General features: G+C 58.1%; 13 protein-coding genes. 6 read left to right on the top strand and 7 right to left on the bottom strand.

What is annotated here, in order from left to right:
• Positions 1 to 71: 71 nt before the first annotated feature.
• From radA to katB, 3 genes are read right to left on the bottom strand one after another with little or no spacing between them, the layout of a single operon-like run.
• Entirely contained in the window at positions 72 to 1,439 is a 1,368-nt protein-coding gene (radA, locus tag ACZ9IM_RS22605) for a DNA repair protein RadA (RefSeq protein ID WP_007937264.1), read from the bottom strand.
• Positions 1,440 to 1,484: 45 nt separating this feature from the next.
• A complete protein-coding gene (locus tag ACZ9IM_RS22600; RefSeq protein WP_476225013.1) occupies positions 1,485 to 2,039 on the bottom strand; it encodes an ankyrin repeat domain-containing protein in 555 nt (184 codons plus the stop codon).
• A gap of 57 nt (positions 2,040 to 2,096) precedes the next feature.
• The gene (gene katB, locus ACZ9IM_RS22595; protein WP_427626790.1) at positions 2,097 to 3,638 is read right to left on the bottom strand and encodes a catalase KatB; all 1,542 of its coding nucleotides are present in this window, start codon (positions 3,636 to 3,638) and stop codon (positions 2,097 to 2,099) included.
• A gap of 285 nt (positions 3,639 to 3,923) precedes the next feature.
• On the opposite strand from katB, the gene mscL reads away from it, so the two are divergent.
• Positions 3,924 to 4,337 carry a large-conductance mechanosensitive channel protein MscL gene (gene mscL, locus ACZ9IM_RS22590; RefSeq protein ID WP_007895273.1) on the top strand — a complete coding sequence of 138 codons (414 nt, stop codon included), beginning with the start codon at positions 3,924 to 3,926 and terminating at the stop codon, positions 4,335 to 4,337.
• A 44-nt stretch (positions 4,338 to 4,381) separates the two neighbouring features.
• Here mscL and ACZ9IM_RS22585 read toward each other — a convergent pair whose 3' ends face one another.
• Positions 4,382 to 5,158, bottom strand: coding sequence for a ferredoxin--NADP reductase (locus ACZ9IM_RS22585; protein WP_476225011.1), 777 nt, complete (start codon positions 5,156 to 5,158; stop codon positions 4,382 to 4,384).
• A 292-nt stretch (positions 5,159 to 5,450) separates the two neighbouring features.
• Between ACZ9IM_RS22585 and ACZ9IM_RS22580 the strand changes: the two genes are divergently transcribed.
• Both ACZ9IM_RS22580 and ACZ9IM_RS22575 read left to right on the top strand, forming a co-directional pair.
• Positions 5,451 to 6,158 carry an autoinducer binding domain-containing protein gene (locus ACZ9IM_RS22580; RefSeq protein WP_476225010.1) on the top strand — a complete coding sequence of 236 codons (708 nt, stop codon included), beginning with the start codon at positions 5,451 to 5,453 and terminating at the stop codon, positions 6,156 to 6,158.
• A 191-nt stretch (positions 6,159 to 6,349) separates the two neighbouring features.
• A complete protein-coding gene (locus ACZ9IM_RS22575; RefSeq protein WP_476225009.1) occupies positions 6,350 to 7,474 on the top strand; it encodes a methyltransferase in 1,125 nt (374 codons plus the stop codon).
• Between the two features lie 72 nt (positions 7,475 to 7,546).
• Here the strand turns inward: ACZ9IM_RS22575 and ACZ9IM_RS22570 are convergent, their stop codons facing one another.
• The 3 genes from ACZ9IM_RS22570 to ACZ9IM_RS22560 are packed head-to-tail and all read right to left on the bottom strand — an operon-like array spanning position 7,547 to position 10,220.
• Positions 7,547 to 7,717, bottom strand: a complete 171-nt coding sequence (locus tag ACZ9IM_RS22570; protein ID WP_476225008.1) for a DUF2474 domain-containing protein — start codon at positions 7,715 to 7,717, stop codon at positions 7,547 to 7,549.
• 49 nt (positions 7,718 to 7,766) lie between these two features.
• Positions 7,767 to 8,774: a cytochrome d ubiquinol oxidase subunit II gene (gene cydB / locus ACZ9IM_RS22565; RefSeq protein WP_007895284.1), complete on the bottom strand. Its 1,008-nt coding sequence runs from the start codon at positions 8,772 to 8,774 to the stop codon at positions 7,767 to 7,769.
• A 3-nt stretch (positions 8,775 to 8,777) separates the two neighbouring features.
• Positions 8,778 to 10,220 (bottom strand): cytochrome ubiquinol oxidase subunit I, encoded by a 1,443-nt coding sequence (locus ACZ9IM_RS22560; RefSeq protein WP_427626784.1) that lies wholly within the window; start codon positions 10,218 to 10,220, stop codon positions 8,778 to 8,780.
• Between the two features lie 505 nt (positions 10,221 to 10,725).
• On the opposite strand from ACZ9IM_RS22560, the gene ACZ9IM_RS22555 reads away from it, so the two are divergent.
• From ACZ9IM_RS22555 to ACZ9IM_RS22545, 3 genes are all read left to right on the top strand, one after another.
• Complete coding sequence (locus ACZ9IM_RS22555) at positions 10,726 to 11,964, top strand: MFS transporter (RefSeq protein WP_476225007.1); 1,239 nt, start codon at positions 10,726 to 10,728, stop codon at positions 11,962 to 11,964.
• Between the two features lie 131 nt (positions 11,965 to 12,095).
• Entirely contained in the window at positions 12,096 to 12,374 is a 279-nt protein-coding gene (locus tag ACZ9IM_RS22550; RefSeq protein WP_192345368.1) for a type II toxin-antitoxin system RelE/ParE family toxin, read from the top strand.
• 14 nt (positions 12,375 to 12,388) lie between these two features.
• On the top strand, positions 12,389 to 12,676 hold the full coding sequence (locus ACZ9IM_RS22545; RefSeq protein ID WP_476225006.1) for a HigA family addiction module antitoxin: 288 nt from the start codon (positions 12,389 to 12,391) through the stop codon (positions 12,674 to 12,676).
• Positions 12,677 to 12,681 lie beyond the last annotated feature (5 nt).

Here is a 12,681-nt window from a genome sequence, read left to right as displayed (position 1 = left end):
ACATTTAAGTCGACTGACACACCGCTATCGCGAGCAGGCTCGCTCCCACAGGTTTTGTATCGATCTGAAAGTTATTCGAACAACGCGTCCAATGCCTGTTCCAGGCGCGTCACGGCAATAATCTGCAACCCCGGCGGCGCCTCTTTCGGCGCGTTGCCCTTGGGCACGATGGCGCGCTTGAAGCCGTGCTTGGCCGCCTCTTTCAAGCGTTCCTGACCACTCGGCACCGGGCGCACTTCACCCGACAAGCCGACTTCGCCGAACACCAGCAGATCATGGGGCAGCGGCCGGTTGCGCAAACTGGACATGACCGCTGCCATCAGGGCCAAGTCAGATGCTGTTTCCAGCACCTTCACCCCGCCGACCACGTTGAGGAACACGTCCTGGTCGTGAGTCGGGATGCCGCCGTGGCGGTGCAAAACCGCCAACAACATGGCCAGGCGATTCTGGTCCAGACCGAGCGTCACCCGGCGGGGGTTGGCCAGATGGCTGTCGTCCACCAACGCCTGGACTTCCACCAGCATCGGCCGGGTGCCTTCCCACGTTGCCATGACCACGCTACCCGGGACTTCTTCCTGGGCCCGGGTCAGAAAAATCGCCGAGGGGTTGGAGACTTCCTTCAGGCCTTTGTCGGTCATGCCAAACACGCCCAATTCGTTGACCGCGCCGAAACGGTTTTTCACTGCCCGCAAAAGACGCAGGCGCCCGTCGGATTCGCCTTCGAAATACAGAACAGTGTCGACCATGTGCTCCAGCACTCGGGGACCGGCCAGCGCGCCTTCTTTGGTGACATGGCCCACGAGGAAAATCGCCGTGCCGCTTTGTTTGGCGTAACGCACCAGCAATGCTGCACTTTCGCGCACCTGGGAAACGCCCCCCGGCGCCGATTGCAGTTGCTCGGTGAAAATCGTCTGGATCGAGTCGATCACCATCACCTTGGGCTTTTCCTGCCGGGCCGTGGCGATGATGGTTTCGATGCAGGTTTCGGTCATCACCCGCAGCTGATCCTGAGGCAAGCCCAAGCGCCGGGCGCGCATGGCCACTTGTTGCTGGGACTCTTCGCCGGTGACATACAGTGCCGGCATGCTCTTGGCGAGGTTGCACAAGGTTTGCAACAAAATGGTCGACTTGCCGATACCCGGATCACCACCGATCAACACCACCGAGCCATCCACCAGGCCGCCGCCCAGAACGCGATCCAGCTCGCTGGACGCCGTGGAGAAACGCGGAATCTCTTCGACGCTGACTTCGGCCAGGGTTTTGATCTGCGCCTGCTGGCCGGTCCAACCGGTGCGCCCGCTGGGGGCTGCGGCGCCACCACTCTCGACCATGGTTTCGGTCAGCGTGTTCCAGGCCCCGCATTCGCCGCACTGGCCGGCCCACTTGGGGAAGGTTGAGCCACACTCGGTGCAGCCGTACATGCGCTTGGCCTTGGCCATCTGAACTCCCGGCAAAAACCGCGATGATAGCTCAGCTCGCGCGGATCAGCGCGGCGGCGCCGTACGGATTTCACCGCTGGCCAGACGCGCGGCGCTGTTGCCCAGCGGATCTTCGGCGTTCATATCCGCCCCTTTGGCCTTGAGGGCGTCCAGCAACTCAACGCGCTTGAACAACCCGGCGTACATCGCGGCAGTCTGTCCCGCGCCGTTGCGGTGGTCGGGGTTGCACTGGGCGGCCAGCAGCGTTCTGGCAATCTGCACTTCGCCTTTGAAAATCGCGCCCATCAACGCCGTGTTACCGCGTTGATCCTGAGCGCAGGCGTCCGCCCCGGCAGCGAGCAAACGCTCCACTGCAGCGCTCTGCCCATGATAGGCGGCCAGAATCAGTGCGGTGTAACCCTTGCTGTCGCGGGTATCGAGGGAATAGCCGGCCTCGATGAAGGTATCGAGCATCGGCACATCACCGCGTCGAGCGGCATCAAAGTAGTAATCCTGTAATTGGGCTTTCAGCGCCTGAGGGCTCTTCGAGGCTTGCACGTCAGGCCCGGCGAACACACTGAGCGACCAGCACGCCAGAAACACAGAAAGATAAAAACGCATGGCGCAACTCCTTGATCAGACGGGACCTCGCATGAGGCCCCGCTTCAGGCAGATGGATCAGTCGACCAGTTTGGCCGCCAGCGCCTTGACCCGAGCCAGATCACCCTTGGCTACTTTGGCCACGCCGGTCCCGTATTCCGGGTCGGCCTTGTACAGGAAGGACAGGATGATGTGCTTGCTCTCGTCATCGGTGGTGGCCAGTGAGCCACCGAAGCTGTCGATCAAGTCCTGACGTTCCTTCTGGTTGAACGAGCGGTACAGATCGCCGGCCTGCTTGAAGTTCTGCTCACGCTGAATCTTCGCCTGCTGCGTGCTGCCCGACAGGGTCGACTGGCTGTAACGCGCGGTTGGAGGCTCTTCACGCGACACCAAACGACTTGGCTGGTAATTTACGCCGGTGCTGTTGGCGCCGATGTTCATTGCGCCATCCTGATTACCGTTGTTCACGGCGACTTTGGGTGCGTTGATCGGCAACTGCAGAGCGTTGGCCCCCAGACGATACAGTTGAGTATCGGCATACGAGAACACTCGCCCTTGCAATAAGCGATCTTCCGAAGGTTCGATACCCGGAACTAAATTGGCCGGGGCCATGGCCACTTGTTCAGTTTCCTGGAAAACATTCGCCGGATTACGGTTCAACACCATTTGTCCAACTTTTCGTTCCGGCACACCTGGCCAAATTTTGGTCGCGTCCAATGGATCGAAATCAAACTTGGACAAGTCTTGTGGATTTAGAACCTGGATGTACAAGTCCCATTTAGGAAAGTTGCCCTTGTTAATATTGGCGACCAAGTCGTTAGTCATATGACTGTAGTCTTGACCTTGAACACCCGTCACTTCTTTAGGGTCGAGATTCTTTAACCCCTGCAGACTTTTCCAATGGAATTTTACATAGTGCACATCGCCTTTGGCGTTCACTAACTTGTAGGCATGTACACCGTTACCGTCCATCTCCCGATAACTGGCCGGCGTACCGGAGTTGGAATACAACTCGGTCAAGGTGCGAGTGGCTTCTGGAACATGGGAGAAAAAGTCGAAACGACGGGAATCGTCGTCAAGGTTGGTGCGCGGGTCTGGCTTGAAGGCGTGAACCATGTCTGGGAACTTGATCGCGTCACGGATGAAGAAGGTCGGAAAATTGTTGCCGACCAGGTCCCAGTTGCCGTCTGCGGTGTAGAACTTGGTGGCGAACCCCCGCGGATCACGCAAGGTTTCCGGCGAATGGTTGCCATGGACCACAGCGGAGAAACGCACAAACACCGGCGTGCTCTGGCCGCCGGCGAACACCTTGGCCTTGGTCAGGTCACTGAGGTCGTCGGTGACGGTGAACGTGCCATGGGCGCCAGTGCCACGGGCATGCACCACGCGTTCGGGAATGCGTTCACGGTCAAAACGCTGGAGTTTCTGGATCAGTTGCACGTCTTGCAGCAGTACTGGCCCGGTCGCGCCGGCGGTTTGCGAGTTCTGGTTGTCGCCGACGGCGGCACCGTTATCGCGGGTCAAGGTCGCAGCATTGACGCAGAAGGACAGCAGGCTGGCGGTCAGAACGCCAAGGGTACGAGGGAAGGGAAAAGCCCCGAGGCCAAGGGGAGTTGTCATGGAAGTTTCCTCTGGTTTTATAAGGCGCATCCAGGTGCGCCCCACAGAGGCTAGTGACCCAAAGGCTAAAACATAAATAGAAATCCCGCACTGAGCCGATAGCGAAAACGTTCTGGAATACCCGGTCTAGAGCGGTTAGTCGCGCGCGAATGGTGGCACTTTGTAAACTAATTGCCGGAAGATGTGTCGATAAGAGCGAGCATTGTAAGGCAGTGTTTCGAGCGCCAGCCGTTTTGCTGATTTACACTGCGCTCACCAACCTCATCTGTAACAAGGAAATAACCTATGGGCGTGATAAGTGAGTTCAAGGCCTTCGCGGTCAAAGGTAATGTGGTCGACATGGCCGTGGGTATCATCATCGGCGCCGCCTTCGGCAAAATCGTTTCGTCATTTGTCGGCGACGTGGTGATGCCGCCAATCGGCTTGCTGATCGGTGGGGTGGACTTCAGTGACCTGGCCATTACGCTCAAGGCTGCCAACGGTGATGTCCCGGCGGTGATGCTGGCCTACGGTAAGTTCATCCAGAGCCTGATCGACTTCATCATCGTTGCCTTCGCGATCTTCATGGGCGTCAAGGCCATCAACCGCCTGAAACGTGAAGAGGCCGTTGCGCCCACCCTGCCGCCGGTTCCGACCAAGGAAGAAGAGCTGCTGGAAGAGATTCGCGATCTGCTCAAGGCTCAGAACAATCAGCCCTGATGACTGATTGCCCCAAGTAACGGCGCCTTCAGGGCGCCGTTTGTTTACCAGTAGTTTTCCACTGCCACCTGGCCGGGTCGTCGACTGAGACTCAGGTGCATGTCTCGTTGTTTGAGCAACTTGCGCGTGTCATCGATCATCTGTGGATTACCGCAGAGCATCACCCGCGAATGCTCGGCTGTCAGCGCTACACCGGCCGTGCGCTCTAGCTCGCCACTTTCCATGAGTGTCGTGATCCGCCCATTCAGGGCCCCCGGATGCTGCTCGCGGGTGACGGTGGCAATGAACTGCAGCTTGTGCGCGTATTCGGCCAGATAATCGCGCTGGGCGAGCCCTGCGATCAGCTCCTGATACGCCAGCTCCCGCGCTTCGCGCACGCTGTAGACCAGGATGATTCGTTCGAACTTCTCCCACACCTCGAAGTCCTGCAGGATCGACAGAAACGGCGCCAGCCCCGTGCCTGTGGATAACAACCAGAGGTCACGGCCATCGACGAAGCGATCCAGCGTCAGATAGCCAAAGGCCTGCCGGTCGACGAGCAGCGTATCGCCGACTTCCAGCCGGCTCAGTTCACTGGTGAACTCCCCTCCCGGTACGACAATGGAGAAAAACTCCAGGAACTCGTCATAGGGGGACGAGACCATGGAATAAGCCCGCCAAACCGTACTGCCGTCGGCCTTGGTCACGCCCAGCCGGGCGAATTGCCCTGCGCGAAAACGAAAGCCAGAATCCCGGGTGGTTCGCAGGGTAAACAGGTTTGGAGTCAACGGCTGGACGTCGAGCAGTGTCTGGCGTGTGAATTTCTCTGCACTGGCAGTCATTGGGTCGCTCCATTCAACAGATAACGCCAGTGTCCCGCAAAGCAGAAGGTATAAACACCGGTGATTTGTAATGGCTTTTGCCTCACCTCACCAAACAGTAGAAATACAAATATGATATGCAGTTGATTCCTGTTGATCCGTTAGTAAGCTAAGAACTGGTTTATGCAGTTGCATATTTTTTTTAAGAGCAAAAAAATCCACCACACATGTAGGAATTCTCCTACAATCGTGACGTGCCGGATATCGGATCCAATCAGCACCAACGACAGTAAGGCCGCAATGGAGCTACCCAATGAAAGTGTGGAAGGAGTCACAGTTAACGCAGCTTTCTTACGCTCAGAAAATAGAGACCGCGTACGAGATTTCTCTCAGTCTTGTTAAAAATCTTGGCTTTAATTTCTGTGCATTTTCAATAACATCCCAAGTAAGGGGGATACGCCGCCATACGATCAATCTGAATAATTATCCCACCGAATGGAACACAAAATATGAACAAGAGCACTTCAGTGAAGTCGACCCGATACTAGCCCATTGCAATCATTCCGAATTACCGATTCTTTGGCAGGAAGAAATCTTCTGCAAGACACCAACACTGCGGCAAGCACAAAAACAGCAAGGGTTGCGCTATGGCTGGTCCCAATCCGTTCATGATGAGAACGGGCTTTGCAGCATGCTGAGCCTGGCCAGAAGCCATTGTCCGATTACGACGCATGATCTGTATAAAAATCTGGGCTACGCGTTGTTCATTAGCCGTCACTTGCATGGGCTTGTGGCGAAAGAACTGCCTGCGCCCTCAAAACCAGGCACAGTGCATTTATCATCCCGGGAAATCGAGGTGTTGAAATACTCAGCCGATGGCAAGACGGCAGACGAGGTCGCGATCATCCTCAACCTCAGTCCAAGCACGGTACAGTTCCATATACGCGGCGCCATCCGAAAATTCGGCGTAAACAACAAAATTGCGGCAGTGATCAGAGCCGCGAGAGTGGGCGTCATCTGAATCTGTTTGAATCCGCTAATCCCCGCGAGTAATCCAAGCGAAAAAACCGTACCATCTGTGATCCAGTCCTGAGTGATGCCGTGTGAAATTCCACGACGTAGTCCACTCGGAATGGCTCGCCCGTTACAAGCCTCTGCGCGGCGGGCCACTCGTTGATTATCCTCCGTTGATTACCCAGAGCCCCCCGTCTCATGCCTCTGCTCGAAACCCCCTTCGCTCAACTCGATCTGATCCGCCAGCCAGAACAGCCGAACGAACCGTTGCAAGCCTTTGATGCCGCAGACGAATACCTGCTCACTCATCTGGCCGGGCAACAACCGGCAGCCGATACCCGCGTGCTGGTGCTCAACGACAGCTTCGGCGCTTTGGCCGCCAGCCTGGCGGGCATGGTTCGGGTGACCAGCAGCGGCGATTCGTTTCTGGCGTTTCAGGGGCTGGAAAAGAACCTGATACGCAATGGCCAGACGTTTGATGCAGTGCCGAAGGTGCCTGCCAGCGAAATATTCGTCGGGCCGTTTGACCGGGTATTGATCCGGGTACCGAAAACCCTGGCCCTGCTGGAAGAGCAACTGATCCGGCTACAAGGGCAACTGGCTCCTGGCGCTCAAGTGATTGCTGCCGCGATGGTGAAGCATTTGCCACGCGCTGCGGGCGATCTGCTGGAGCGCTATATCGGCCCGGTGCAAGCCTCGTTGGCCGTCAAGAAGGCTCGGCTGCTGATCGCCACGCCCCAAGACAAAGCGCCCGCGACCTCCCCCTACCCGACCCGCTATCGACTCGACGCCCCTGCGATCGAACTGCTCAATCACGCCAATGTGTTCTGCCGCGAAGGGCTGGATATCGGCACGCGGGCCTTTTTGGCGCACTTGCCGAAGAACCTCGGCGCAGCACGGGTTGCCGATCTGGGGTGTGGCAACGGCGTGCTGGCGATTACCAGTGCCCTGCAAAACCCTGAGGCGCACTACACGCTGGTGGACGAATCGTTCATGGCGGTGCAATCGGCCGCTGAAAACTGGCGCGCGGCGCTGGGCGATCGTGACGTGATCGTGCGGGCCGGCGATGGTCTGGCAGAGCAGGAACCTCAATCCCTGGACGTGGTGCTGTGCAATCCGCCGTTTCACCAACAGCAAGTAGTCGGCGATTTCCTGGCCTGGCGGATGTTCCAGCAGGCGCGTGAATCGTTGGTGGTGGGCGGCGCGCTGTACATCGTCGGCAATCGTCACCTGGGTTATCACAGCAAGCTGGCGCGGTTGTTCCGCGGCGTCGAGCAAGTCGCGGCCACACCCAAGTTCGTGATTCTCAAAGCACGCAAATAATCACGGACAAAAAAAAACCCTCCATCGCAGGAGGGTTATAAATCCGTGCCGCAAGGCAACGGGATGGGAAGTTCAGTGGGTACTCAGGCCCGCGGCATTCATGAACATCCGCATTAGCGTGGCCACGATGAACAGTGCCACGACGCTGCCGGTCCAGATCATCGCCAGCCAGCCGAGTCGCTGCCAGAGCGGCTTTTTCTCGGCAGCTTCGATTTCCTGCAAATCAGGTTTTCCAGCCTTCATCGCTTTCTCCTCTGCAACGGCGCAGGTATCAATCCTGCGCCGTAGTCGGCTAGTGGTAACCATCTTCGTGGGTGACCTTGCCGCGGAACACGTAGTAGCTCCAGAAGGTGTAGCCCAGGATGAACGGGATGATGAACAGCGTGCCCACCAGCATGAAGCCCTGGCTTTGCGGCGGTGCGGCGGCGTCCCAGATCGAGATCGACGGCGGCACGATGTTCGGCCACAGGCTGATACCCAGACCGCTGTAGCCGAGGAAGATCAGCACCAGGGTCAGCAGGAATGGCGTGTAGTGCGCATTGCGGGCCACCGCGCGAATCAGACCGTACAGGGTCACCAGCACCAGAATCGGTACCGGCAAGAACCAGAACAGATTCGGTAGAGTGAACCAACGCGCGGCGATCTCGGCATGGGCCAACGGCGTCCAGATGCTGACAATGCCAATCACCGCCAGCAACACGAAGGCCAACGGGCGCGCCAGATCATGCATCTGCTCCTGCAGCTTGCCTTCGGTCTTCATGATCAGCCACGTGCAACCGAGCAGCGCATAAGCCACCACCAACGCCGCACCGCAGAACATCGTGAACGGTGTCAGCCAGTCGAGTGAACCGCCGGCGAACTGACGGTTGACCACCGGCAGCCCATCGATGAACGCACCCAATGCCACGCCCTGGAAGAACGTTGCGGCGATCGAGCCACCGATGAAGGCCTTGTCCCAGAGGTGACGCTTGTCATCCTTGGCCTTGAAGCGGAACTCGAAGGCCACACCGCGGAAAATCAACCCGATCAGCATAAAAATCAGCGGCAGGTACAGCGCCGAGAGCACCACCGAATAGGCCAGCGGGAAAGCGCCGAACAATGCCGCGCCACCCAATACCAACCAGGTTTCGTTGCCGTCCCAGACCGGAGCGACGGTGTTCATCATGACGTCACGATCGCTTTTGCCCTTGATGAACGGGAAGAGAATGCCGATTCCCAGGTCGAAGCCGTCCATGACCACATACATCATGATGCCGAAGATGATGATCACGGCCCAGATCAGCGGAAGATCAATACCCATGATTCAAATCTCCTTGGTCAGGCTGGGGCTGTTATCAGCTTCGGTGCCATCGTCATCGGCTGCGGACAGCGGACGGGCTGGTGTGCGTTTCTGGCCAGGACCGCCTTCGTTGGTTTCCTTGCCTTCGTCGATCTTCGGCCCTTTGCGCACCAGACGCATCATGTAGCCAAGACCGGCACCGAACAGTGCGAAATACACCACAACGAACATGATCAAGGTGATGCTCATCTGCACGAAGCTATGCCCGGAGGATGCATCCGCCGTGCGCATCAGCCCATAAACCACCCACGGCTGACGGCCGATTTCAGTGGTGAACCAGCCGGCGAGGATCGCGATCAGGCCGGACGGCCCCATCCACAGCGCCAGGTACAAGAATGGACGTGAGGTATACAGCTTGTCGCGCTTGCGCAGCCACAGGCTCCACATACCGGTGAAGATCATCAGCATGCCCAGACCGACCATGATCCGGAACGACCAGAACACGATGGTCGAATTCGGCCGGTCTTCAGGCGGGAATTCCTTGAGCGCAGGGACCTGTTTGTCCAGGGTGTGGGTCAGGATCAGGCTGCCGAGGTACGGAATTTCTACCGCGAATTTGGTCTTCTCGGCTTTCATGTCCGGCCAGCCGAACAGAATCAGCGGCGTCGGTTCGTCGCCGTGGTTTTCCCAGTGGCCTTCGATCGCAGCGATTTTCGCCGGCTGATGCTTGAGGGTATTGAGGCCATGGAAGTCACCGATAACCGCCTGAATCGGGGCAACGATCAGTGCCATCCACATCGCCATCGAGAGCATGGTGCGGATGGCCGGGTTGTCCTTGCCGCGCAGCAAGTGCCAGGCCGCCGACGAGCCTACGAAGAACGCGGTCGCAACGAACGCCGCCGTGGCCATGTGCATCAGGCGGTAGGGGAACGACGGGTTGAAGATAATCGCCAGCCAGTCCACTGGAATGACCTGGCCGTTGACGATCTCGTAGCCTTGCGGGGTCTGCATCCAGCTGTTGGAGGCCAGAATCCAGAAGGTAGAAATAAGGGTGCCGATGGCCACCATGACGGTAGCGAAGAAGTGCAGCTTGCGCCCGACCTTGTTCCAGCCGAACAGCATGACGCCGAGGAAACCGGCTTCGAGGAAGAAGGCGGTGAGCACTTCATAGGTCAGCAACGGCCCGGTCACCGAACCGGCGAAGTCCGAGAAACGGCTCCAGTTGGTGCCGAACTGATAGGCCATGACCAAACCGGAAACTACGCCCATGCCGAAGTTGACGGCAAAGATCTTCGACCAGAAATGGTACAGATCGCGGTAAGTGTCGTTGTGCGTCTTCAGCCACAGGCCTTCGAGCACCGCCAGGTAACTCGCCAGGCCAATGGTGATGGCCGGGAACAGGATGTGAAACGAAATGGTGAACGCGAACTGAATCCGGGCGAGATCAAGTGCCTCCAAACCGAACATAAGTCTTCCTCTGTCAGGTAATACCGGCTGAAGGCTTGCGGCCTACACCCACTGCCCCCACGGATATGGAGTGTGGCGAATTCGAATTCGTTCTTTTTGTACCATCATCACAAACGTAGGGAGTCTGGCCATCTGGCCGCCGGATCAATTCCACGAAGGGTCTTGATCTGGATCAAGCAACGTTGAAAGAGTAGTCGCATTTTTGCCGATGGACGGTGTGGTCTTTTGCCGCGTGACAGCTTGCCTCATGGGGTTGGTCATGCATTGCAATACATTTTTAGATGGGTGAACTAACTGTGGCGAGGGGGCTTGCCCCCGTTCGGCTGCGCAGCAGTCGTAAAGGTCTGGGGCCGCTTCGCAGCCCAACGGGGGCAAGCCCCCTCGCCACAGGGATTTCGTATGCTCTGTAGATCGGTGTCTAGCTAACTAAATTTCTCAGCCCTGCAACTTCTGGTTACAGGTTGGTGATAATCTCGCCCTTCCCCTCGCCCAGACCTGCCTTCAGATGCCCAGCCAAGCGCCCCTGCTGTTACGTCATCACCGCCCGTTTATCGCGTTCTGGCTGGCTCGGGTATTTACCGCCAGCGGTTTTCAGATGTTGACCGTGGCCATTGGCTGGAATCTGTATCAACTGACGGGCAATGTGCTCGATCTGGGCCTGGTGGGGCTGGTGGAATTTGCCCCTCGAGTGTTGTTCATGCTGCACACCGGGCATGTCGCGGACCGCTATGACCGGCGCAAGGTCGCGGCGATCTGTCAGTTCTTGCAAGCGCTGATCGCCCTGTCACTGGCCATCGGCAGCGCGACCGACCAGGTCACCCGGGAGATGATCTTCATCCTTGCGTTCCTGCTCGGCGCCGCCCGGTCTTTCGAAATGCCGACGACTCAGGCCTTGCTGCCGAGCATCGTGCCCAGCGCGTTATTCCCCCGCGCCGTTGCCGCTGCGCAGTCTGCGCAACAATCGGCCACCATCGTCGCCCCGGCCCTCGGCGGCTTGCTCTACGCCTTCGGCAGCGTCTGGGTGTATGGCCCGACAGTGATCCTTTACCTCATCGCCTGTGCGTTGATGCTCAACCTTCCGGCCCGGCAGACACCGCTGAACAAGGGCAAGGCCACCCTGGATTCGCTGCTGGCGGGTATCCGCTTCATTCGCAGTCGCCCGGACATTCTCGGGGCGATTTCCCTGGATCTGTTTGCCGTCCTGCTGGGCGGCGCGACCGCGTTGCTGCCGGTGTTCGCCAAAGACATTCTGCTGACTGGCCCGTGGGGGCTGGGCCTGCTGCGTTCGGCCCCTGCAGTCGGTGCGCTGCTGATGTCGCTGTTTCTGGCGCGATTTGCCGTAGAGCGAAACGTCGGGCGGGTGATGTTCACGGCCGTGGGTGTATTCGGCGTGGCGACCATCGCTTTCGGCCTGTCGACTTCGTTCTGGTTCTCTCTCGCCGTGCTGGTGGTATTGGGCGCAGCGGACATGATCAGCATGGTGATCCGCGCCTCATTCGTGCAACTGGAAACCCCGGACGAGATGCGCGGCCGGGTCAGCGCTGTGAATGGCTTGTTCATCGGCGCTTCGAATCAGCTCGGCGAGTTCGAATCAGGCCTGACGGCCCACTGGTTCGGTACCGTGCCGGCAGTGGTTATGGGTGGCATCGGCACGCTGATGGTGACCGGGGCCTGGATCAAACTGTTCCCGACCCTGGCCAACCGCGACCGAATGCATGTGCCTGTGGAAGAAGTCAGGGCCTGATGTAGCTCAGGATACGGAAGTCCCCTACCTGCTTCCAAAAGACTGGAAATCAGCACAAAGCATAAATTCTCCGACCAAGTGCAATACATAGATAGTGCTTCAAGTGTAATGTATCGCCTTACACTTCGAGCATGATCAAATCCTTTCAGCACAAAGGCCTTCGTGGCTTCTACGAAACCGGTTCGACTCGTGGGATTCGAGCAGATCATGCGAAACGTCTGGCTCGCATGCTGCAGTTCATGGATCGCGCAGTGGCCCCCGACGACCTCGACCTTCCGGGATGGCGATTACATCCGCTCAAGGGCGATCTGATCGAATATTGGTCACTCAGCATTTCGGGGAACTGGCGGGTTATTTTTCGTTTTATTGGTTCGGATATCGAACTGGTCGACTATCTGGATTACCACTGACAGGAGGCAGGACCATGCCCATGCACAACCCGCCACACCCTGGCGAAACACTCTTGATGGATGTATTGCCCGAGCTTGGTGTCAGCGTCACCGAACTGGCCAGGCACCTTGGATTCGCCCGCCCGCATCTTTCGCGAGTGCTGCACGGCCATGCGCCCATCAGTCCGGACCTGGCGGTACGTCTGGAGCGGGCTGGAATCGGTAAGGCCCGGATGTGGTTAGGGGGCCAGATCGACTACGATCTCTGGCAAGCGGAGCAGCGTGAGCAACCCTTCATCGAACCGATTGCTATCCACGCCTGACATTC

This window comes from Pseudomonas sp. TE12508 (assembly GCF_056279485.1).
This window is presented reverse-complemented; position numbering and strand designations above follow the sequence as displayed.

Coding starts and splice junctions, on each gene's coding strand:
- ACZ9IM_RS22545 (WP_476225006.1), top strand. CDS start 12,389: ATGCCCATGCACAACCCGCCACACCCTGGCGAAACACTCTTGATGGAT.
- katB (WP_427626790.1), bottom strand. CDS start 3,638: ATGACAACTCCCCTTGGCCTCGGGGCTTTTCCCTTCCCTCGTACCCTT.
- ACZ9IM_RS22560 (WP_427626784.1), bottom strand. CDS start 10,220: ATGTTCGGTTTGGAGGCACTTGATCTCGCCCGGATTCAGTTCGCGTTC.
- ACZ9IM_RS22575 (WP_476225009.1), top strand. CDS start 6,350: ATGCCTCTGCTCGAAACCCCCTTCGCTCAACTCGATCTGATCCGCCAG.
- ACZ9IM_RS22570 (WP_476225008.1), bottom strand. CDS start 7,717: ATGAAGGCTGGAAAACCTGATTTGCAGGAAATCGAAGCTGCCGAGAAA.
- ACZ9IM_RS22580 (WP_476225010.1), top strand. CDS start 5,451: ATGAAAGTGTGGAAGGAGTCACAGTTAACGCAGCTTTCTTACGCTCAG.
- ACZ9IM_RS22550 (WP_192345368.1), top strand. CDS start 12,096: ATGATCAAATCCTTTCAGCACAAAGGCCTTCGTGGCTTCTACGAAACC.
- ACZ9IM_RS22555 (WP_476225007.1), top strand. CDS start 10,726: ATGCCCAGCCAAGCGCCCCTGCTGTTACGTCATCACCGCCCGTTTATC.
- mscL (WP_007895273.1), top strand. CDS start 3,924: ATGGGCGTGATAAGTGAGTTCAAGGCCTTCGCGGTCAAAGGTAATGTG.
- ACZ9IM_RS22585 (WP_476225011.1), bottom strand. CDS start 5,158: ATGACTGCCAGTGCAGAGAAATTCACACGCCAGACACTGCTCGACGTC.
- radA (WP_007937264.1), bottom strand. CDS start 1,439: ATGGCCAAGGCCAAGCGCATGTACGGCTGCACCGAGTGTGGCTCAACC.
- cydB (WP_007895284.1), bottom strand. CDS start 8,774: ATGGGTATTGATCTTCCGCTGATCTGGGCCGTGATCATCATCTTCGGC.
- ACZ9IM_RS22600 (WP_476225013.1), bottom strand. CDS start 2,039: ATGCGTTTTTATCTTTCTGTGTTTCTGGCGTGCTGGTCGCTCAGTGTG.